Origin of the sequence: Micromonospora sp. NPDC005254 (assembly GCF_042872525.1) — a bacterium.
Taxonomy (GTDB): Bacteria; Actinomycetota; Actinomycetes; order Mycobacteriales; family Micromonosporaceae; genus Micromonospora.
The window spans coordinates 68,026-88,736 of record NZ_JBIAKM010000013.1 but is presented as its reverse complement, the minus strand read 5'-3'; the positions used below and the strand labels follow the sequence as shown (position 1 = coordinate 88,736).

17 protein-coding genes and 1 riboswitch are annotated in these 20,711 nt (G+C 72.8%); of the genes, 12 read left to right on the top strand and 5 right to left on the bottom strand.

The window, feature by feature from the left end:
• Window positions 1-18 precede the first annotated feature (18 nt).
• From eccCa to ACFYPR_RS30620, 6 genes are all read left to right on the top strand, one after another.
• Entirely contained in the window at window positions 19-3,981 is a 3,963-nt protein-coding gene (eccCa, locus tag ACFYPR_RS30645; protein ID WP_387264022.1) for a type VII secretion protein EccCa, read from the top strand.
• 278 nt (window positions 3,982-4,259) lie between these two features.
• Window positions 4,260-4,568, top strand: a complete 309-nt coding sequence (locus ACFYPR_RS30640; RefSeq protein WP_354855538.1) for a WXG100 family type VII secretion target — start codon at window positions 4,260-4,262, stop codon at window positions 4,566-4,568.
• 25 nt (window positions 4,569-4,593) lie between these two features.
• Window positions 4,594-4,872: a WXG100 family type VII secretion target gene (locus ACFYPR_RS30635; protein ID WP_354855539.1), complete on the top strand. Its 279-nt coding sequence runs from the start codon at window positions 4,594-4,596 to the stop codon at window positions 4,870-4,872.
• Between the two features lie 117 nt (window positions 4,873-4,989).
• Window positions 4,990-6,411, top strand: coding sequence for a S8 family serine peptidase (locus ACFYPR_RS30630; protein WP_387264020.1), 1,422 nt, complete (start codon window positions 4,990-4,992; stop codon window positions 6,409-6,411).
• Window positions 6,412-6,448: 37 nt separating this feature from the next.
• A complete protein-coding gene (locus ACFYPR_RS30625) occupies window positions 6,449-7,012 on the top strand; it encodes a hypothetical protein (protein ID WP_387264018.1) in 564 nt (187 codons plus the stop codon).
• Window positions 7,013-7,030: 18 nt separating this feature from the next.
• Window positions 7,031-8,371 (top strand): WXG100 family type VII secretion target, encoded by a 1,341-nt coding sequence (locus tag ACFYPR_RS30620; RefSeq protein WP_354855542.1) that lies wholly within the window; start codon window positions 7,031-7,033, stop codon window positions 8,369-8,371.
• A 90-nt stretch (window positions 8,372-8,461) separates the two neighbouring features.
• On the opposite strand, the gene mycP is transcribed toward ACFYPR_RS30620, so the two are convergent.
• Both mycP and ACFYPR_RS30610 read right to left on the bottom strand, forming a co-directional pair.
• A complete protein-coding gene (gene mycP / locus ACFYPR_RS30615; protein WP_355066656.1) occupies window positions 8,462-9,697 on the bottom strand; it encodes a type VII secretion-associated serine protease mycosin in 1,236 nt (411 codons plus the stop codon).
• A 199-nt stretch (window positions 9,698-9,896) separates the two neighbouring features.
• A complete protein-coding gene (locus tag ACFYPR_RS30610) occupies window positions 9,897-10,226 on the bottom strand; it encodes a MarR family winged helix-turn-helix transcriptional regulator (protein WP_355066655.1) in 330 nt (109 codons plus the stop codon).
• 248 nt (window positions 10,227-10,474) lie between these two features.
• Here ACFYPR_RS30610 and ACFYPR_RS30605 point away from each other — a divergent pair, with 248 nt between their 5' ends.
• A complete protein-coding gene (locus ACFYPR_RS30605) occupies window positions 10,475-11,203 on the top strand; it encodes a carbonic anhydrase (protein WP_354855545.1) in 729 nt (242 codons plus the stop codon).
• Window positions 11,204-11,291: 88 nt separating this feature from the next.
• Here the strand turns inward: ACFYPR_RS30605 and ACFYPR_RS30600 are convergent, their stop codons facing one another.
• A complete protein-coding gene (locus tag ACFYPR_RS30600; RefSeq protein WP_354855546.1) occupies window positions 11,292-12,311 on the bottom strand; it encodes a hypothetical protein in 1,020 nt (339 codons plus the stop codon).
• 4 nt (window positions 12,312-12,315) lie between these two features.
• A riboswitch (cyclic di-AMP (ydaO/yuaA leader) is annotated at window positions 12,316-12,446 on the bottom strand.
• 166 nt (window positions 12,447-12,612) lie between these two features.
• Window positions 12,613-13,977 carry a YibE/F family protein gene (locus ACFYPR_RS30595; protein ID WP_387264014.1) on the bottom strand — a complete coding sequence of 455 codons (1,365 nt, stop codon included), beginning with the start codon at window positions 13,975-13,977 and terminating at the stop codon, window positions 12,613-12,615.
• Window positions 13,978-14,289: 312 nt separating this feature from the next.
• Here ACFYPR_RS30595 and ACFYPR_RS30590 point away from each other — a divergent pair, with 312 nt between their 5' ends.
• Window positions 14,290-16,401, top strand: a complete 2,112-nt coding sequence (locus tag ACFYPR_RS30590) for a heavy metal translocating P-type ATPase (RefSeq protein ID WP_387264011.1) — start codon at window positions 14,290-14,292, stop codon at window positions 16,399-16,401.
• 5 nt (window positions 16,402-16,406) lie between these two features.
• On the opposite strand, the gene ACFYPR_RS30585 is transcribed toward ACFYPR_RS30590, so the two are convergent.
• The gene (locus ACFYPR_RS30585) at window positions 16,407-16,703 is read right to left on the bottom strand and encodes a metal-sensitive transcriptional regulator (RefSeq protein ID WP_030329541.1); all 297 of its coding nucleotides are present in this window, start codon (window positions 16,701-16,703) and stop codon (window positions 16,407-16,409) included.
• Between the two features lie 149 nt (window positions 16,704-16,852).
• Between ACFYPR_RS30585 and ACFYPR_RS30580 the strand changes: the two genes are divergently transcribed.
• From ACFYPR_RS30580 to ACFYPR_RS30565, 4 genes are all read left to right on the top strand, one after another.
• The gene (locus ACFYPR_RS30580; RefSeq protein WP_354855548.1) at window positions 16,853-17,062 is read left to right on the top strand and encodes a copper ion binding protein; all 210 of its coding nucleotides are present in this window, start codon (window positions 16,853-16,855) and stop codon (window positions 17,060-17,062) included.
• Window positions 17,063-17,076: 14 nt separating this feature from the next.
• A complete protein-coding gene (locus ACFYPR_RS30575) occupies window positions 17,077-18,024 on the top strand; it encodes a hypothetical protein (protein WP_387264112.1) in 948 nt (315 codons plus the stop codon).
• Window positions 18,025-18,036: 12 nt separating this feature from the next.
• Entirely contained in the window at window positions 18,037-20,286 is a 2,250-nt protein-coding gene (locus ACFYPR_RS30570) for a heavy metal translocating P-type ATPase (RefSeq protein WP_387264008.1), read from the top strand.
• 75 nt (window positions 20,287-20,361) lie between these two features.
• On the top strand, window positions 20,362-20,535 hold the full coding sequence (locus tag ACFYPR_RS30565; protein WP_139583988.1) for a CsbD family protein: 174 nt from the start codon (window positions 20,362-20,364) through the stop codon (window positions 20,533-20,535).
• Window positions 20,536-20,711: the final 176 nt, after the last annotated feature.

Below are 20,711 nucleotides of genomic sequence, written 5' to 3'. Positions count from 1 at the left end.
TCTGGGGAGGAGACAGCCGTGAGCACGGTCGTGTTCCGCCGACCTCCGCGCCAGCCGGGGCCGGCCTTGCCGCGCGGTGAGGTGCTGCTGGAGTCCCCGCCCGAGCTGCCCGAGCCGACGCCCCGCGGGATGGGGCAGCTGCTCATGATCCTGCCGATGGTCTGCGGTGTCGGTGCGATGGCGTTCCTCTACGCCGGCCGGGGCGGCGGCATGATGACGTACGTCGCGGGTGGCCTGTTCGGCGTCTCGATGCTCGGCATGGCCATCGGCTCGCTCAGCAACGGTGGCAACGACAAGGCCGAGCTGAACGCGGACCGCCGCGACTACATGCGTTACCTGGCACAGATGCGCAAGCGCACCCGGCGGGCGGCGGCCCAGCAGCGGGACGCGATGAACTGGCGGCACCCGGAGCCCGACGCGCTCTGGTCGATCGCGGCGTCCCGCCGGCTGTGGGAGCGGCGGATCACCGAGCCCGACTTCGGTGAGACCAGGATCGCGCTCGGCCCGCAGCGGCTGGCCGTGGAAATCGTCCCCCCGGAGACCAAGCCGGTCGAGGACCTGGAGCCGATGAGCGCCATCGCGCTGCGTCGGTTCGTCCGCGCACACTCCACTGTGCCCGGCCTGCCGACCGCGCTGTCGGTGCGCGCGTTCAGCCGGGTGGTGCTGCGCGGCGACCGGGAGCCCGTGCTCGATCTGACCCGGGCGGCCCTGGGCCAACTGGCGACGTTCCACGCCCCGGACGACCTGGTCGTCGCCGTGGTCGCCGCGCCCGACCGGCAGTTGGCCTGGAACTGGGTGAAGTGGCTTCCCCACGCCCACCACAGCGGCCGGACGGACGCGGCCGGCGCGCGCCGGCTGGTCTTCGCCAGCCTGGCCGAGGCCGAGGCGTCTCTCGCGGCCGAGCTGGCCGGGCGACCCCGGTTCGCCGCCGAGGCCAAGCCGCTGACCACCGCGCCACACGTGGTCGTGGTGGTCGACGGTGGCGAGATCTCCCCGACCTGCCAGCTGGTGGGCCAGGGGCTGCTCGGCGTCACTCTGATCGACCTCTCCGGGACGGTGCCGCGCGACGTCGGCCGCTGGCTGCTCTGCCTGGACGTGGGCGACGGCACCACCCTCGACCTGATCCGGGGCAGCTCGTCGTCGCGGCTCGGACGACCCGACCGGCTCACCGCCGAGGCCGCCGAGGGGCTGGCCCGGCAGATCGCGCCGTACCGGCTGTCGCAGCAGCAGACCAGCAACGAGGAGCCGCTGGCCCGCAGCACGGAGCTGCCCGACCTGCTCGGCGTCGGTGACGCCGCCGCCGTGGACGTGCACCAGACCTGGCGGCCGCGCGGTCACCGGGACCGGCTGCGCATCCCGCTCGGCGTCGGCCCGGACGGCAACGTCGTCGAACTCGACTTCAAGGAGTCGGCGCACGAGGGTATGGGCCCACACGGCCTGGTCATCGGCGCGACCGGCTCGGGCAAGAGCGAGCTGCTCCGTACGGTGGTGGCCGCCCTGGCGGTGACCCACTCGTCGGAGGAGCTGAACTTCGTCCTGGTGGACTTCAAGGGCGGCGCGACGTTCGCCTCCCTGGAGGCGTTGCCGCACACCAGCGCGGTGATCACCAACCTGGCCGACGAGCTGCCGTTGGTCGACCGGATGCGCGACGCGCTGGCCGGTGAGATGGTGCGCCGGCAGGAGCTGCTGCGCGCGGCGGGCAACTACGTGTCCCGGTTCGAGTACGAGAAGGCCCGGGCGGCCGGTGAGCCGTTGGCGCCGATGCCGAGCTTGTTGATCATTTGTGACGAGTTCAGCGAGTTGCTGGCGGCGAAGCCGGACTTCATCGACCTGTTCGTGATGATCGGCCGGCTGGGTCGGTCGCTCGGCGTGCACCTGTTGCTGGCCTCGCAGCGGCTGGAGGAGGGCAAGCTGCGCGGTCTGGACACCCACCTGTCGTACCGGATCGGTCTGCGCACCTTCTCGGCGGTGGAGAGCCGGATCGTGCTCGGCGTGCCGGACGCCTACGAGCTGCCGAACGCGCCCGGGCACGGCTACCTCAAGACGGACACCAGCACCATGCTGCGGTTCCGGGCCGCGTACGTCTCGGGGCCGTACCGGGCGCCCGGCCAGCAGGCCTCCGCGTCGCAGGCCCTGGTGCAGCGCCGGATCGTGCCGTACGGCGTCAGCTTCATTCCGGCGCAGGCCACGCAGGTGTCGGTGGACGCCATGCCGGAGCCGGAGCAGCCGGCCGACGGCAAGGCCGTCGCGATGCTGGACGTCCTGATCGACCAGCTCAAGGGTCGGGGCCGCCCCGCGCACCAGGTGTGGCTGCCGCCGCTGGCGGAACCGCCGGGCCTGGGCGAGCTGCTCGGTCCGCTGGCCGTCGACCCGACCTACGGGTTGTGCACGGCGTCCTGGCCGGGCCGGGGTCGCCTCACCGTGCCGGTGGGCGTGGTGGACCGCCCGTACGAGCAGCGCCGCGACCCGATGATGGTCGAGCTGGCCGGAGCGGGCGGCAACGTCGTCATCGTCGGCGGTTCGCTCAGCGGCAAGAGCACCATGCTGCGGTCGCTGCTGGCCTCGCTGGCGCTCACCCACACGCCGCGCGAGGTGCAGTTCTTCTGCCTGGACTTCGGCGGTGGCGCGCTGCGCAGCCTGGAGCGCCTGCCGCACATGGCCGGGGTGGCCGGCCGGCGCGACGTCGAGGCGGTGCGGCGCACGGTGGCCGAGGTGGTCGCGGTGCTGGACGAGCGGGAGATGCGCTTCGCCCAGTACGGCATCGACTCGGTGGCGAGCTACCGCCGTCGCCGGGCGGCCGGCGAGTTCGCCGACGACCCGTTCGGCGACGTGTTCCTGGTGGTGGACGGCTGGAACACCCTGCGCCAGGATTACGAGGAGCTGGAGCAGACCATCACGACGCTCGCCAACCGGGGTCTCGGCTTCGGGGTGCACGTGGTGCTCACTGCGGTGCGCTGGGCGGAGATCCGGATCAACATGCGCGATCTGCTCGGCACCAAGCTGGAGTTGCGCCTGGGCGACGCGGCGGAGTCCGAGATCGACAGGCGCTCGGCGATGAACGTGCCGGAGAAGTCGCCCGGTCGCGGCCTGACCCGGGACAAGCTGCACTTCCTCACCGCGATCTCGCGGATCGACGGTCGGCGCGACATCGAGGATCTGAGCGAGGCGTCGGTCGCGCTCGCCGGGCACGTGGCGGCGAACTGGCCGGGGCGTCCGGCGCCGAAGGTGCGGCTGCTGCCGCGCCGGCTGCCGGTGTCCGAGCTGGCCCGGATCATCGACCGGTCGGCCCCCGGTCTGCCGATCGGCGTCAACGAGTCGGCGCTCGCGCCGGTCTACCTGGACCTGGCCAACGAGCCGCACCTGACCGTCTTCGGCGACGCCGAGTGCGGCAAGACCAACCTGCTGCGGCTGATCGCCCGGGGCATCACCGAGCGGTACACGCCGGCCCAGGCGCGGCTGGTGATCGCCGACTACCGGCGTGGGCTGCTCGGCGCGGTGGAGGGCGATCACCTGCTCGACTACGCGCCGTCCAACCAGGCGTTCGCGCAGGGGCTCGGCTCGATCCGCAGCGCGCTGTCCAACCGGCTGCCCGGCCCGGACGTGACCACCGCCCAACTGCGGGACCGCAGCTGGTGGAAGGGCCCGGACCTCTACATCCTGGTGGACGACTACGACCTGGTGGCCTCCGGTGGCAGCAACCCGCTGAGTGCCCTGCACGAGCTGCTGCCGCAGGCCCGTGACATCGGTCTGCACCTGATCGTCACGCGTCGGGTCGGCGGGGTGTCCCGGGCGCTCTACGAGCCCGTGCTGCAACGGCTCCGCGAGCTGGACTCGCCCGGCCTGCTGATGTCCGGCAACCGGGAGGAGGGCGCGGTCTTCGGCACGCTGCGTCCGAGCCCGCAGCCACCCGGGCGGGGCACGCTCGTCCGCCGACGCGACGGCCAGCAGTTGATCCAGACCGCCTGGTCCGAGCCAGCCTGACCGAGCCGTCACACCGAGGCTCGCTGAGCCGGCGGTCCGGAATCGGCGGGTGACCATGCGTGGTCGCGGGGCCGTTCGGGTCGGAATCCCGTCCGAACGGGCCGCACAAACGACGCGATTCACCGCCATCCATGGAACGCGGCCGGTCAGGGCTGCGATGGCTGGACAGATTCCGCTACGGTCTCAGGTGGAGTGTCCGTCGGTGGGGTGTTGCTGCCTTGCCGCGGGGGAGGGGCGCGGCAAAGCCGCCGCCACAACATGACGGAAGGGTGTGAAGCATGGCGTTCGAGGTCGAAGCTGCGACTCTGCATACCGCCGCGAGTGACGTGCGGTCCACGCGCAGCGAGGTCGACGGCGAGCTGAAGAAGCTGTGGAACGTAGTCGACGACCTGGCCATGGCGTGGAAGGGTCAGGCGTCCACGGGGTTCCAGTCGCTCATGGCTCGCTGGAACGAGGACACGGTGGGCCTGCTGACCGCGATGGACAACATCGCGGACCTGCTCGACAAGTCGGGTACGACGCACCAGGTCAACGACGAGGAGCAGCAGCAGATGCTGGACAAGTTCCACTCTGCTCTCAACCCGTGATCCGTAGCCAGCAGAGGAGGAAGTCGTGACGATCAAGGTTGACTACGCGGTCCTCGAGAGCAGCAACCAGCAGATGCAGGCCATCTCGAAGACCATCGACGAGAAGCTGGACACGCTGCGGTCGATGCTGTCCAAGCTGCAGTGGGAGGGCGAGGACCGCACCGCCTACGAGCAGCACCAGGCGAAGTGGGACTCGTCGGTCCGGGACATCAACCGGATCCTGAACGAGATCGGTGGTGCCGTCGGCATCGCCCGCGAGAACTACGTCTCCACCGAGATGAGCAACTCCAAGGTGTGGGGCTGACACAATCACCGATGCGGCTCCGGTCCGGCTCGACCGGGCCGGAGCCGCATCGTGTTGGCGTCGGTGAGATACGGGAGAGCGATGCGTACGGGGAAGCCTTTCCGATCGACACGGGCCGTGGGCGCGGCCGCGCTGGCGCTGTGCGCCGCGCTGGCCCCCGCGGTGACAGTCGCGCCGGCGCCGGCTCGGGCCGCTGACACGGTCCGTGGCCTTCAGTGGTACCTGGACTACCTCAAGATCCCTGCCGCGCACAAGATCACCAAGGGCGCGGGTGTCGTGGTCGCCGTCGTCGACACCGGGGTCGAGGCCAGTCATCCGGACCTGCGCGGGCAGGTGCTCGCGGGGCACGGCACCAACGCCACGGCCGCCCCGGACGGCCGGCGTGACGACGACAAGGTGAAGGGGCACGGCACCTCGATGGCCGGCATCGTCGCGGGACGCGGCGGTGGCGAGATGCACGAGTTGGGCATCGCCCCGGCCGCGAAGATTCTCCCGGTCTCGATGGGCGCCAATTTCGATAACCAGGACGTGGTCCTGGGAATCCGTTGGGCTGCGGACAACGGCGCTGACGTCATCAACCTCTCGCTCGGCGACGAGGGGACGGCTCAGCCGGAGCTGGTGGACGCCATCAACTACGCGCTGAGCAAGGACGCCGTGGTGGTCGCCTCGGCGGGCAACATCGAGCAGGGCGACCGACAGGTCACCTCACCCGCCAACATCCCGGGCGTCATCGCCGTCTCCGGGTTCGACAAGCGCGGCGGGTTCTTCGCCGGCTCGGTGCAGGGCCCGGAGATCGTGATCGCGAGTCCGATGGAGAGCATCATCGCCCCGGCGCCCAAGGCGGTCTCGCCGAACGGCTACACGCTGGCCAGCGGCACCAGTTCGGCGGCCGCCATCATGTCCGGTGTGGTGGCGCTGATGCGCTCGAAGTACCCGAAGCTCGATGCGCCCAACATCATCAGCCGTCTGATCGAGACCGCCCGCGATGCCGGTCCGGCCGGCCGGGACCCGCAGTTCGGCTTCGGCCGAGTCGACCTGATAGCCGCCCTGACCCGATCGGTGCCGGCCGTGACGGCGAACCCGCTGTTGGAGGGCGCGGCGGCCGGTCCGACCCGCTCCGGCGGGGCCGCCCGGCCCGGCAACGACGACGACGGACCGGCGGTCGAGTTCGGCGTCTCGAACAAGGCCGGCGCGATCGTCCAGGTGGCACTCTGCCTCGGCGTGCCGATCATCGGGCTGATCGTGCTGCTGGTGGTGCTGCGACGCCGCAAGCGGCGCGTACCGCCGGCCGCCGTCGGCCCGTACCCCGGCGCACCCGGCGTGCCGCCACCCGGCTGGCCCGCCCAGCCGCCGCCGGCCTACGGCCCGCCGCCGCAGCCCGTCCCCGGGTACGGTCCGCCGCCGGGCCAGCCCGGGCAGGGGTACCCGCCGCCCGGCCATCCCGCGCCGGGCCATCCGCCGGCGCCGACCGCTCCGGCGCCGGGGCCGTCCGGCTGGCCGGGCTCGGGCCCGCCGCCGAACGGCCCACAGCAGCAGTGAACGCAGACCACCAGTCAGGGTTTCGGGGAGGGGACCGATGACGGACGACAGGACCACCCAGCCGGCACGGTACGTGAACGACGACCTCTACATCCCGATCCCGGTGGGCGGGATACCGACGTCGGGCCTCGCCCTGACCGGCCTGGAGATGGACAACGTCGACCACGCCGCGACGCCGAAGGGCCTGGTCACCGCGCCCGGTGAGGCAGGCGTCAAGACCGAGTGGGACGCGACCAGCCTGGACTCGGCCATCACCTGGCTGGAGACCCACGCCGCCTACCTGAACAAGCTCTCCTACGACATGGTCGACATCCAGGACCTGATGGGGGGCGCGGCCAGCGGCGTGGCGGGTGGGGCGGGCGGCCAGCCGAGCCCGCTCGGGGGGTTCGACTGGGCGGCCCGGTTGGCAGCCAAGCACCAGGGGCTCTACCAGGGCACCGAGTCCGGTGTCCGCAAGCTCTCGCAGAGCCTGTACGACGCGGCGGAGGCGCTGCGCCAGGTCAAGCAGAACTACGAGACGGCGGAGGAGCAGAACAGGATGTCCGCCGCCGACATGCAGCGTGTCTTCGGCGACGTGGCCGGCAATGGCGACGGACGCTAGGACGGGGGAGGACGGCAGATGGGCCTGAGCTGGGAAGAGATGTGCCAGAAGGTCGTCATCGACGGCCGGCCGGGTGACGTGGAGAGCGCCGCCCTCGGCTGGGAACAGCTGATCAAGAATCTCAACAACGTCAAGCAGAGCCTCGACACCAACATCAAGGACCTGGGTACGACCTGGAAGGGTCCGGCGTACGAGGCGTTCAAGGGTCACATCGAGCAGATCTCCAAGGACACCGGGCAGATCGTGGCGGACGCGGAGAAGGGCACCGGCATCGTCCAGTCGCTCAAGACCGCCGCCGACAAGCTCACCGCGGCCCAGCGGGACTTCCCGGTCCCGGCGACCTGCGTCAACGACGTGTTGGAGGCGCGTAACGCCAAGCTGACCCTCGGGGTCGGCTTCTTCGAAGCGAAGGTCTCGCCGGACTTCCTGGGCTGGTTCGACCCGGTGACCGCGATCGCCGACTGGATCAACGACCAGTCGGAGGACGCGGCCCGGGTCTACGAGCAGGTGAGCGGTGACTACCAGGCCATCGCGCCCGGCACTCCGGGCGATGCCGGCCCCCCCACCACACAGAGCCCGACGACCGAGATTCCCGATCTGGGCACCGGTGGTGGCGGTGGTGGCGGTGGCGGTGGCGTGCCGAAGCTCGGCGGCGGCCCGTCCACCGGCGGCCTGGGGGCCACGCCCTCGATCGGCGCCACCGACATGCCGGGCACGGGCAACCTGCCCAGCGGGTCCGGTGCCCATCCCGACCTCTCGGGCGGGTACGACTCCGGCACGGGCACCTACCCGAGCACCGGTGGCGTCCCGGGCGTCGGCGGTGCGGACGACGAGTTCAGCAGTGGCCTCGCGGGTGCGGGTGGTGGCGGTTCGCCCGGTCTCGGCTCCGGTCTCGGAGGCGGCCTGGGCTCGGGTGGCCTGGGCTCGTCCAGCGGGCTCGGCAGCGGCGGTGGCGGCCTGGGCGGCGCCGGTGCCCTCGCGGGCGGCGGCGCGCTCGGCCGGGCGGTCTCGCCGGGCATGGGCCCGATGATGGGCGGCGGCGCGGCGGGTGCCGGTCGTGGCGGTGGCCGGGGCGCCGGTGGCCGACTCGGCGCGGGCGGCAAGCTGGGCGGCGGCATGGCACCCGGTATGGGTGGCGTCGCCGGTGGCGGCGGTGCCGGCGCCGGTCGGGGCGGCGCCGGGCGTGGCGCGGCGGGGGCCGGTGGTCGGGGCGCGGGTGCTCGCGGCGCCGGTGGCGTGGCCGGGACGGGCGGCGGTGCCGGCTACGGCGAGGAGGACACCGCCCGCAACACCTGGTTGGAGGAGGACGAGGACGTGTGGGGCGCCGACAGCGGTGGCACCTCCGGCATCCTGCGCTGAGCTTTCCGCGTCACGGCGCTGCTGCGGTCGACCGCAGCAGCGCCGTGACGTGTCCCACGGACCAACCGTCCCGAGGGCTGTGCCGGCCGCTCAGCCGGTGACCGGTTCGTCGGTACGTCGGCCCGGCCGCCAGCCGCGCCGGCGGCCGCGCGCCACGATCGGTCGCGTGATCAGCAGCAGTACGGCGAGTAGAGCTCCCACCGCGGCGGCCCAGATCGCGACGGTGCGCTGCCAGCTCAGCGGGTCGGCCGCCGGGGCGGGTGCGGCAAGCGCGTCGACCGGCGGGTTGGTGCGGGTGCCCAGCAGGCTCGACACCGCCCGGTACGGGTTGACCACGCCGTAGCCGACCTCGGCGTTGCGCCCCTGCGGCGGGTTGTCCGCTGTCCGCTCCAACCGGTCGGCGACCTGCTCCGGAGTGAGATCCGGGTAGGCGGCCCGCACCAGCGCGGCCACCCCCGAGACGTACGCGGCCGCGAAGCTGGTGCCACCCGTCGGCTCGGCGCGGTAGCCGGATCCACCCGGTGCCGGGCCGATGATGTTCAGTCCCGGCGCGGCGACGTCGACGAAGGTGCCGCTGACCGAGGTGCCCACGTGCCCGCCCTGCTCGTCCACGCCGCCGACGGCGATCACCCCGGGGTACGCCGCCGGGTAGGCGGGCCTGTCCTCCTGGGTCTCCTGCCGGTTGCCGGCGGCGGCGACCAGCACCACCCGCTTGGCGAGGGCGCGTTCGACGGCCTGTGCCAGTTCGGGGCGGGGCAGGGTCACCAGGGACAGGTTGATCACGTCGGCGCCGTTGTCGACCGCCCAGTCGATGGCTGCGGCGATCTGCCCGGGCAGCCCCTCGTCGTTGGTGCCCTTGGCGTCCGGCAGGACCCGGATGGGCAGGATGCGCGCCGCCGGGGCGATACCGCTGAACGGCACCCCGGTGCCGTCCTTGCCGGCGATGATGCCGGCGACCATCGTGCCGTGACCGGCCAGGTCACACTGCCCCCGGTTGGCCGGCAGGTTGTTGAAGTCGCGGCCCTCGAGCACCTGACCCTTCAGGGCCGGGTGGATGGCGGAGACCCCGGAGTCGATGACCGCGACCGTCACCCCGGCACCCCGGGACAGCGGCCACGCCGAGGCCGGATCCACCCTTCGCAGCGCCCACGGCATCTGCACCAGACCGTCCTCTCCGGCCGGGCCGCAGGTGGGCGGTGCCGCGACCGCCGGGGAGGAGGGGACCACCAGGGCGGCGCCGAGCAGGGCCGCCAGCGTTCCACTGAGGACAGCTCGGACGGCACGGCGGGACGGCTCGGTCGCGCTCGGCGGCAGGCATTCGCGCACCCGCAGAGATTACCGCTGCACCGCGTCGGGCAGCGGCCCGGCGACGCCGTTCCGGGCGGGAACGATGACGTCGCTCAGCGGCGGGCGCGACGACGCCGGTCCGGGCGGGTAGCGGGTCGCCGCTCCAGGCCGGCGTGCGGCGACGCCGGTCCGGGCGGGTAGCGGGTCGCCGCTCCAGGCCGGCGTGCACCGACGACGGTCAAGGCCGGGACGTGACATCTTCTGCGGGTGCTTCGGCGAACAGCGCGAGCAGGTCGCCGACCTGGCGGTCGGCCTCGGCGGGGTGCCGGAACCGGCCGGCGGGGTTCAGGGTGTACTCGTTGCGACGCCCCACCCGGGTGCGGTGCAGGTAACCACCGGCCTCCAGGTCGGCGACGATGGCCTGGGCGGCCCGTTCGGTGACGCCCACCTCGGCCGCCACGTCGCGCAGTCGCGCGGTGGGATCGCGGGCGATGGCCAGCAGCACATGCCCGTGGTTGGTGAGGAACGTCCAGTTCCGGCCGCCTCCGGCCGTCGCCGCGCTCGTCATGGTGGAGCCGCCTCTCCGGTTGTCCGCCCCACCTCCGTGCCCGCCGGAGGGTCGGGCCAGGTGCCGACGGACCGGCCCGGTCCCAACGGCCGGAGGGCCGGTTCGGGGGTCAACGTATGAAATCTAAATCACGCATATCTTGACGCATCTTGCGGTGCGTGTGACCGTGGAGCCCGAGCCAGCGCCCACCGCCGGCCCGACTGAAAAGCCTCTTGAGCAGGTCAAACGCGTGGAGACGAGGTGCGGGGATGAGCCGTTCCGGTACGCCTGGCGGGCAGCCGGGCCCGCAGCGGGCTGCCGATCGAGCGCCGACGCCGACCGAGCCGGCCCGAGCGTACGCCGAGCTGGCCGCGGGCAACCGGCGCTTCGTCAGCGGGGCGCCGCGCCACCCCAACCAGGACGCCGGGCACCGGGCCGCCGTGGCCGACGGGCAGCACCCGTTCGCGGTGATCGTGGGCTGCTCCGACTCCCGCCTGGCGGCTGAGATCATCTTCGACCGGGGGCTGGGCGACCTCTTCGTGGTCCGTACGGCCGGACACACCGCGGGCCCGGAGGTGCTGGGCAGCGTGGAGTACGCGGTGACGGTGCTCGGCACTCCACTGGTGGTGGTCCTCGGCCACGACTCGTGCGGTGCCGTGCAGGCCGCCCGTGAGGCGGCCGCCACCGGCGTCGCGCCGCCGGGACACCTGCCCGCGGTGGTCGACGCGGTGCTGCCCAGCCTGCGACGTGCCACCGCCGAGGGCGTGGACGACGTCGACGGCATCGTCGACATCCACATCGCGCAGACCGTCGAGACGCTGCTCGGGCAGTCGCCCGTGCTGGCCGACGAGGTGGCACAGGGGCGGTGTGCGGTGGTGGGCATGTCGTACCGGCTCGCCGCCGGTGTGGTGCGCGCGGTTACCCCCGCACCGGCGGGTGCCGCGACGTTCGACGCGCCCGGCGCCTCGGACGACCCGGCAGCTTCCGCCGCCGCCTGACGCGGACCGCCCCGGCAACTTCCGCCGCCTGACGCGACGAGGGCCGCCCCGCCTGATGCGGGACGGCCCTCGACTTCTTGGCACCGGGTCAGAGCAGCGACATGTGCACGTGGTCGGTGTGGTTCGACGGTCCGCTGTACGACTTCCAGCCGGTCGCCGGGAACCAGATCTGCCGGTTCCAGATCACGTAGTAGATGCCGAGGCGGTCGGCGTTGCGGATGAGGAACGCGGCGACGTTGTTGCCGTACATGCGGGTGTCGTTGTTGTGCCACGGGCTGAAGCCGCTCTTCTGCAACGACCAGTCACAGGCGCGGCCCTTCGGGTGCTCGAACGGGCCACCGTTGCGGTGGCAGCCGACGAACCGGTTGAACCCGGCCCGCTTGACCTCCTTGTACGCGTGCAGGGTGCGCGGCGTGACACAACCGGAGGTGGTGGGGTCGTCCTCGCTGCATGACTCGGCCTTCCAGTCGCCGTCGGCGGTGCGACCCGGGCCGATCCGGGCGACCGGCGAGACGGCGTCGACCAGACCGCCGGTGAAACCCTGACCGCCGACCAGCGCGAGCGCCTTGTCCGCGTCGCGCTTGTCCTTCGCCATCAGGGCGGTCTGCTTCTGCTGCTCGCGGACCTCCGCGTCGAGGGCCAGCTTGGCCTGCTCGGCGCGGGTCTTGACCGTGTTGACCTCGGCGAGCTTCTTCTCGTTGACCATGTTCATCTCGTCGAGCGCCGCGGCCCGTCGGACGAACGAGTCCGGGGCGTCGCTCTCCAGCAGCATCGCGATCGCGCCGATCCGCCCGGTCCGGTACGACTGGGCGGCGATCTGCCCGACCTGCGGGGCCAGCGCCTCCAGGTCGGCCTTCGCCCGCTCGACCTGCAACGCCAGCTCAAGCTGCCGCTTCTTGGACTTGTCCAGCTTGGACTTGGCCGCCACGTAGTCCCGGTTGGTCTGCTCGATGACGTCGTTGAGGAGCTTGGGTTCGTCTTCCTCTTCGTGCCCGGACGGTGTGGGGGTCGTCGGGGCGGCGTGGGCCGGGAGGGGCCCGGCGAACACGGTCAGCGCAGCGAGCACGGCCACCACGGGTGTCAACCAGCGGCGTAGGGGTGCCGTCACAATGTTCCCTTCCGTCGACCGCCGACCGGGTTAGCTGACGGGTTCGGGGCGGAAGTGGCCCCTACCGCTGTCGCGGATTCACCCCACGTACCTGGGTCCCCGGCTCGCCGGTTGGCGATTGGGCGGTGGCACCGCAGGCGCCGCTGCGCGCCTTCGTCGGTGACCGGCAGCGAGGTTACCCGAGAGTCCACCGCCTGAGCTACGTCCTGATGCCGACTAAAAGCGTCATTTCGCCATGGCGTTGAGTGACCAGTGACGCGGTTTTCAGGGCGTAGGCCCGATCCGGTCACGCTGAGGAGTGTCACCATGCCGTATCCGTGCTCCTGTTCGGCTCTGGCCACCCGGTGGTGGCGGTGGATGGGGGTGCGCTCCGCTCCGGGTCGGGCCCGTCGGACCGACCCGCTGGCGGGGAGCTGAGGGCGGCCAACGCCTCCGTCCGGTCCGGACGGGGGCGCGGCGTCAGGACGTCGGCGGCCGCGCCCTGCGCCGGCGTCGACCCGGCCGCGGTCACCACGGCGGCGAGCCCGGTGGTGAGGGGTACGGCGGCGATCAGGCCGAGCGTGGCGACCGCGCTGCGGACGATCTCCTGGGCGAGGAACTCGCTGGTCAGGATCTGCCCGAGGGGGCGGGTGTCGGCGGTGAGCAGAAGCAGCAGCGGAAGTGAGGCGCCCGCGTACGCCAGGACGATGGTGTTGACCGTGGAGGCGATGTGCGCCCGGCCGACCCGGGTGGCCGCCCGGTAGAGCTGCAGCCGGCTCAGGCCGGGGTTGGCGTTCGCCAGCTCGGTGACGGTGGCGGCCTGGGTGACGGTCACGTCGTCGAGCACCCCGAGTGAGCCGATGATGATCCCGGCGAGCAGCAGGCCACGCAGATCGACATCGGCCTGGAACATCGACAGCGTGGTGGCGTCCTCGCTGCCGAAGCCGGTCAGGTGGGTGGCGGCGGTGGCGATGGTCGCGAGCACGCCGGTGAGCACCAGGCTGCCCAGGGTGCCGAGCACCGCGACCGAGGTCTGCGCGGTCACCCCGTGTGTCAGGTAGAGCACCACGAACATGATCAGGGCTGCGCCAACCACCGCCACCAGCAGCGGTGACCGGCCGGCGCTGATGCCCGGCAACACGAAGGTGAGCAGGATGGCGAAGCTGGCGGCCAGCCCTGCCAGCGCGGCCAGGCCCCGCCACCGGCCGAACGCGACGATCGCGGCGGCGAAGACCACCGCGAGCCACACCAACGGCTTTCCGCGCTGATGCTCGGCGATGTTCCAGCTGCTGGTGGCGGGATCGGTCGGGTCGGTCAGCTCGACCAGGACGACGTCGTCGCCGACCTCGATCCGCGGAGCGCCGGGCCCGGCGGGGACTGGCGTTTGCACCTGCTGGCCGGCGCTCGGCCCGTCCTCGATCCGTACGTCCACGGTCCCGCACGGCCCGGTGGCCGGCGTGCCCTCCGGGTTGGCCGACGGTGGGCAGGGTTCGGTCACCACCCGGGTGACCGTGCCGTGGTGGCGCGGCGCGTCCGTGCCGCCGCCGGTCTGCGGCGCCCCGTCCCGTGGCCAGAGCACCACGGCGGCGACGACGGTGGCCACGAAGAGCGGCACCACCGTCGCGACGAGGATCCGCCGGGCCCGGGGTGGGACGGGCGGAGCGGTACGGCTGTGGTCGGAACCCAATGCGAGAACTCCCAACGATCCGGTGCGGGGTACGTGCCGACGGGCCGGTCGGTTCACCTCCGCCGGTCGAACGCGGTGCCGGGCGCATCGGATTGCCGGCTGGCGACCCGGTGATCACACAGGGTGAGCCGTCGGACCGGCCGGTCGGCGGAGGCGCCGCGCCGTGGCGGCGCCGGTGCCCGACTGGGCGGTGGGGTCCAGTAGGCCATCGCCGGAAATGCTAGCCAGCCGGACCGGGTGTCGCAGGTCGTGGCGGAGTGTCGGATGGTCGAACCGCCCGCGCGGCGTCGCCCGGAGCGGCATGTTGGAGTCATGCCCGCGTCCGAGCCCGCCCCTGAGCAGGCCGCCGACCAGAGCCAGCACGCGACGCCGGCCGGCCACGATCAGCACGCCGGCCCGGAGAGGCACGCCGGCCAGGACAAGCACGCTGGCCACGACAAGCACGCCGGCCACGACCCGGCGATGTTCCGCCGCCGGTTCTGGGTCTGCCTGGTGCTCACCCTGCCGGTGGTGCTGACCAGCCACCTGGTGGTGGACGGGCTCGGGCTCCGGTGGGACGTTCCGGGCCGCTCCTGGGTCGGGCCGGTGCTCGGATCGGTGATTTTCCTCTGGGGTGGCTGGCCGTTCCTGGTCGGTGCGGTGCGGGAGATCCGGGACCGGGCGCCGGGAATGATGCTGCTGGTCGCGATGGCGATCACGGTGGCGTACTCGGCGTCGTTGGCCACCAGCCTGGGCGCCTTCGACCTGGACTTCTGGTGGGAGTTGGCCGCGCTGGTCACCATCATGCTGCTCGGGCACTGGCAGGAGATGAAGGCCATCGGGCAGGCCCGGGGGGCGCTGGCGGCGTTGGCCGCGCTGCTGCCCGACGAGGCCGAGCGCGTGGCGGCGGACGGGCAGGCCGAGCCGGTGCCGGTCGGCGCGTTGCGGGTGGGCGACGTGGTGCTTGTCCGGCCCGGGGGTCGGGTGCCGGCGGACGGCCGGATCGTCGATGGCGACGCCGAACTGGACGAGTCGATGATCACCGGTGAGTCGCGGCCGGTGGCCCGGTCGACGGGCGAGCGGGTGGTGGCCGGCACGGTCGCCACCGACTCGGCGATCCGGGTCCGGGTCGAGGCGCTGGGTGACGAGACCGCGCTCGCCGGCATTCAGCGCATGGTCGCGCAGGCGCAGCGCTCGGGTGGGCAGGCCCAACTGCTGGCCGACCGGTTCGCCGCCGCGCTGTTCTACGTGGCCGCCGGCACCGCCGTGGTGACGCTGGCGGTCTGGACCGCGCTCGGTGAGCCCGACCAGGCGGTGGTCCGTACGGTCACCGTCCTGGTGATCGCCTGCCCGCACGCGCTCGGCCTGGCCATCCCGCTGGTCGTGGCGCTCTCCACCGCCCTGGCGGCGCGGCGCGGGATCCTGGTCAAGGACCGGTTGGCGCTGGAGCGCATGCGGACCGTCGACGCGGTGCTCTTCGACAAGACCGGCACGCTGACCCGGGGTGAGCACGCGGTGAGCGACCTGGTGACGACCCAGGGGCTGGAGCGGGAGGAAGCGCTGCGGATCGCCGCCGGCGTCGAGTCCGACAGCGAGCATCCGCTGGCTCGGGCGATCGTGACGGCGGCCGGGTCCGCCGGCCCAGCGCGTGCCACCGGCTTCCGGTCGCTGCCGGGCCGCGGCGTGCGGGCCACCGTCGACGGTACGGAGTACGCGGTGGGCGGCCCGGCGTTGCTGCGGGATCTGGGCCGAGCGCTCCCGGACGACCTGAAGGCGGCGACCGGCAGATGGTCGGCGCGCGGGGCCGTGGTGCTGTACCTGGTGCGGCTGCCGGGCACCGTGCTCGGGGCGTTCGCGCTCACCGACGAGGTGCGTCCGGAGGCCCGGCAGGCCATCGCCGAGCTCCGTGCCGAAGGCGTCCGCACCATCGCCATGATCACCGGCGACGCGCGGTCGGTGGCCGAGTCGGTGGCCGCCGATCTCGGCTTCCGGTCGGGAGTGGACGAGGTCTTCGCCGAGGTGCTGCCGGCCGAGAAGGACAGCCGGGTCGCGGAGCTCCAGCGGCGAGGGCTGACCGTGGCGATGGTCGGCGACGGGGTGAACGACGCGCCGGCGCTGGCCCGCTCCGACGTCGGCATCGCGATCGGGGCGGGGACCGACGTGGCGATCGAGTCCGCCGGGGTGGTGCTGGCGTCGTCCGACCCGCGCGGTGTCGGTGCCGTGGTCCGGCTCTCCCGGGCGTCGTACCGCAAGATGCGGCAGAACCTGGCCTGGGCCGCCGGCTACAACGTGGTGGCGTTGCCCCTGGCGGCCGGGGTGCTCGCCTGGGCCGGGGTGGCGTTGAGCCCGGCGGTGGCGGCGGTGCTGATGTCGGCGTCCACCATCGTGGTGGCGCTCAACGCCCAGTTGCTCCGCCGGGTACGCCTCGACGCGGAGCCCGACTGACCGGCTCAGCCGCGCTTCATGAGTCGGCCGACGGCCGCCATCATCTCGGTGGCCATCTCGTCGGCCCGGCCCTCGGCCGCCCCCTCGTGCATGCAGTGCCGGGCGTGCCCGTCGAGCAGGCCCAGGGCCACCTTGTCGAGCGCGGCCTGGATCGCGGAGATCTGGGTGAGGACGTCGATGCAGTAACGGTCGTCGTCGACCATCTTCTCGATGCCCCGGACCTGCCCCTCGACGCGGCGGAGCCGCGCGAGCAGCTGGTCCTTGCTGGCGGTGTAGCCGCGGATCGGCGTGGGTGCGGTCATGGCGACGAGGATAGCGTACCCCTGGGGGGTATGGTAACGTCCCTCGTGTCCGATACCCCCACCGGGTACCGGTACATGACCGGTTACGGATCTGTCTCGGCCTTACCCCTGGGGGGTATAGGCTGGCAGGCGGCGAAGGGAGAGATTCGATGGTCGACACGACGTTCCAGGTGCGGGGCATGACCTGCGGGCACTGCGTCAGCGCGGTCAGCGCCGAGGTGGGCGCCATCGCCGGGGTGCGCGACGTGCAGGTGGATCTCGCCACCGGCCGGGTCACCGTCACCAGCGAGCAACCCGTGGACGCGGAGTCCGTCCGGGCGGCGGTCGACGAGGCCGGTTACGACCTCGTCGAGGCGTGAGCGGAAAGCCCGGGATGAACACGGTGACCAGAATGGGCGGGTTCGCCCTCGGTCTCGCGGCGGTCTTCGGCGCGGCGTACGGGATCGGCCGGGTGGTCGACCCGGCCGCCCCGGTCGCCGAGAGTCGGCCCGACGGCGGCGTCGCCCACAGCTCGGGCCCCACCGCGCACGACGAGGTGACCGACCGGACTCCCGGCGGTCTGCTCGTCTCCGACCGTGGCTACACGCTCGTTCCGGTCGCCGCTCCGGCCGGTGAGTTCGCCTTCCGGATCGGCGGGCCGGACGGCCGCCCGGTGATTGGGTACGACGTGGCACACGACAAGCGGATGCACCTGATCGTCGCCCGGCGGGACCTGTCCGGCTTCCGCCACGTGCACCCCGACCTCGCCCCGGACGGCACCTGGCGGGTCGACACCCCGCTGGACGGCCCGGGGCAGTGGCGGGCGTTCGCCGACTTCACGCCGACCGGGGGCGAGGCGCTGACCCTCGGGGTGGACGTGACCGTCCCCGGTGAGCTGACCGAACGGCCGCTGCCCGCCCCGGCCACCAGCACCACGGTCGACGGCTACACCGTCACCCTGGCCGGCGTGCCGCAGCCCGGCCGCACCTCGTCACTCACCCTGAGCGTCAGCCGCGACGGGCGACCGGTCACCGACCTGGAGCCCTACCTGGGCGCGTACGGGCACCTGGTGGCGCTGCGCCGGGGCGATCTCGCGTACCTGCACGTACACCCGGACGGAACACCCGGCGACGGGCGCACCCGGCCCGGTCCGGAGGTCACCTTCCTCGCCGAGGTGCCCTCGGCCGGCAGCTACCGGCTCTACCTCGACTTCCGGCACGGCGGGCGGGTGCACACCGCCGAGTTCACCGTCGTCGCCGGCACCGCCACGACCGGGGGCGACCCCACTCCGAGCGGGCCGGCGCCGACCGAGCACGGCACCCCCGGCCACGGGCACAACTGACGGGACCAGACGATGACCACCACCAGCAGACCACTGCCCGAGGCGCCGAACCGGATCGAGCTGGCCATCGGGGGAATGACCTGCGCCGCCTGCGCCGCCCGGATCGAGAAGAAGCTGAACCGGATGGACGGGGTGAGCGCCACCGTCAACTACGCCACCGAGAAGGCCACCGTCCGGTACGTCGACAGCGTCACCCCGGACGACCTGATCGACACGGTGCAGAAGACCGGCTACACGGCGGCCCTGCCGGCACCGCCGACGACCGAACAGCCGGTCGACCCGCTGCGGGGTCCGCGTACCCGTCTGTGGGTGTCGGCGGTGCTCAGCGTGCCGGTGGTCCTGCTGGCCATGGTGCCGCCCTGGCAGTTCGACTACTGGCAGTGGCTCTCGCTGACCCTCGCCGCCCCGGTGGTGGTCTGGGGCGGGCTGCCGTTCCACCGGGCCGCGTGGACCAACCTGCGGCACGGCGCCGCGACCATGGACACCCTGGTCTCGCTGGGCACCCTGGCCGCGTTCGGCTGGTCGCTCTGGGCGCTCTTCCTGGGCGACGCCGGCATGCCCGGGATGACGCATCCCTTCCGCTTCGCCATCACCCGCACCGACGGCGCCGGCAACATCTACCTGGAGGCGGCTGCCGGGGTGACCGTGTTCATCCTGGCCGGCCGCTACTTCGAGGCCCGATCCAAGCGGACCGCCGGGGCGGCCCTGCGCGCCCTTCTCGAACTCGGCGCCCGGGACGTGGCGGTGCTGCGCGACGGGGTGGAGACCCGAATCCCGGTGGACCGGCTCGTCGTCGGTGACCGGTTCGTGGTCCGCCCCGGCGAGAAGATCGCCACCGACGGGGTCGTCGACGAGGGCACGTCCGCCGTCGACGCCAGCATGCTGACCGGCGAGTCGGTGCCGGTCGAGGTCGGCCCGGGCGACGGCGTGGTCGGCGCCACGATCAACGCGGGCGGCCGGCTGGTCGTCACCGCCACCCGGGTCGGCGCGGACACCCAGCTCGCCCGGATGGCCGACCTCGTCGAGCAGGCGCAGAGCGGCAAGGCGGCCGTGCAGCGGCTGGCCGACCGGATCTCCGGTGTCTTCGTGCCGATCGTCATCACCCTCGCGGTGGGCACCCTCGGCTGGTGGCTCGGCACCGGAGCCGGTCCGACCACCGCGTTCACCGCCGCGGTGGCCGTGCTGATCATCGCCTGCCCGTGTGCCCTCGGCCTGGCCACGCCGACCGCGCTGCTGGTCGGCACCGGTCGCGGCGCCCAGCTCGGCGTGCTGATCAAGGGACCGGAGGTGCTGGAGTCCACCCGTCGCGTCGACACCGTCGTACTGGACAAGACCGGAACCGTGACGACCGGCCGGATGACCCTGGTGGACGTCGTGCCGGCGAGCGGCGAGGACCGCGCCGAGCTGCTCCGGCTCGCCGGGGCCGTGGAGGCCGCCTCCGAGCACCCGATCGCCCGGGCCGTCGCCGCGGGCGCCGCCGAGGCCGGAGCGCTGCCGCCGGTTGCCGGCTTCGCCAACCTCGAAGGGTTGGGCGTCACCGGCACGGTCGACGGTCGGACCGTGCTGGTCGGCCGGCTCCGGCTGCTGCGCGAGCGCGGTGTCGACGTACCGCCGGAGGTCGATCTGGCCGTGCGTGACGCGGAGGCCGCCGGGCGTACGGCGATCGTCGCCGGCTGGGACGGACGGGCGCGGGGCGTGCTCGCGGTCGCCGACGTGGTCCGGCCGACCAGCCGGACGGCCGTGGCCCGGCTGCGCGCCCTGGGGCTCACCCCGGTCCTGCTGACCGGGGACAACCCCACCGTGGCCGGGGCGGTCGCTGCCGAGGTGGGCATCGACGAGGTGATCGCCGAGGTGCTGCCCGCCGGCAAGGTCGACGTCGTCCGGCGGCTCCAGGCGCAGGGGCGGTCGGTGGCGATGGTCGGCGACGGGGTGAACGACGCGCCGGCGTTGGCCCAGGCAGATCTGGGGCTGGCGATGGGCACCGGCACCGACGTGGCGATCGAGGCGTCCGATCTCACGCTCGTCCGGGGCGACCTGGATGCGGCGGTGGACGCCATCCGGCTGTCCCGGCGCACGCTCGGGATTATCCGGGGCAACCTGTTCTGGGCCTTCGGCTACAACGTGGCGGCCCTGCCGCTCGCCGCCGCAGGCCTGCTCAACCCGATGATCGCCGGTGCCACCATGGCGCTGTCCTCGGTCTTCGTGGTGGCCAACAGCCTGCGCCTGCGCCGGTTCCGTTCGGCCGCCGATCGCGGATTGTGACGGCGGTGATGGTTGGGCGGTGGACTGCGGGGGTATTGCTGAGGTCGTAGCGACGCTCGCAATGGAGGTTGGCACATGGGTATCGATGACAAGATCAACAACGCCAGCGAGGACGCGGCCGGCAAGCTCAAGGAAGGCGCCGGTCGGGCCACCGACAACGAGCAGCTCGAGGCCGAGGGGCGCGCAGACCAGTCCACGGCCAAGCTCAAGCAGGCGGGCGAGAAGATCAAGGACGCTTTCAAGAGCTGACGTACGACGTAACCCGCACGCCGGGCCGGTGATCATTCACCGGCCCGGCGTGCTGTGTGCCCGGGGCCGTGAACCCTGAGATCCCCCCTGATCGACCAGGTGGTGCCCGCCCGGGGCACCCGCTGCCCGGCCGTCGACGTGTCGAGCTGACCTACGAGGGTCGCCGCGCGACAGCG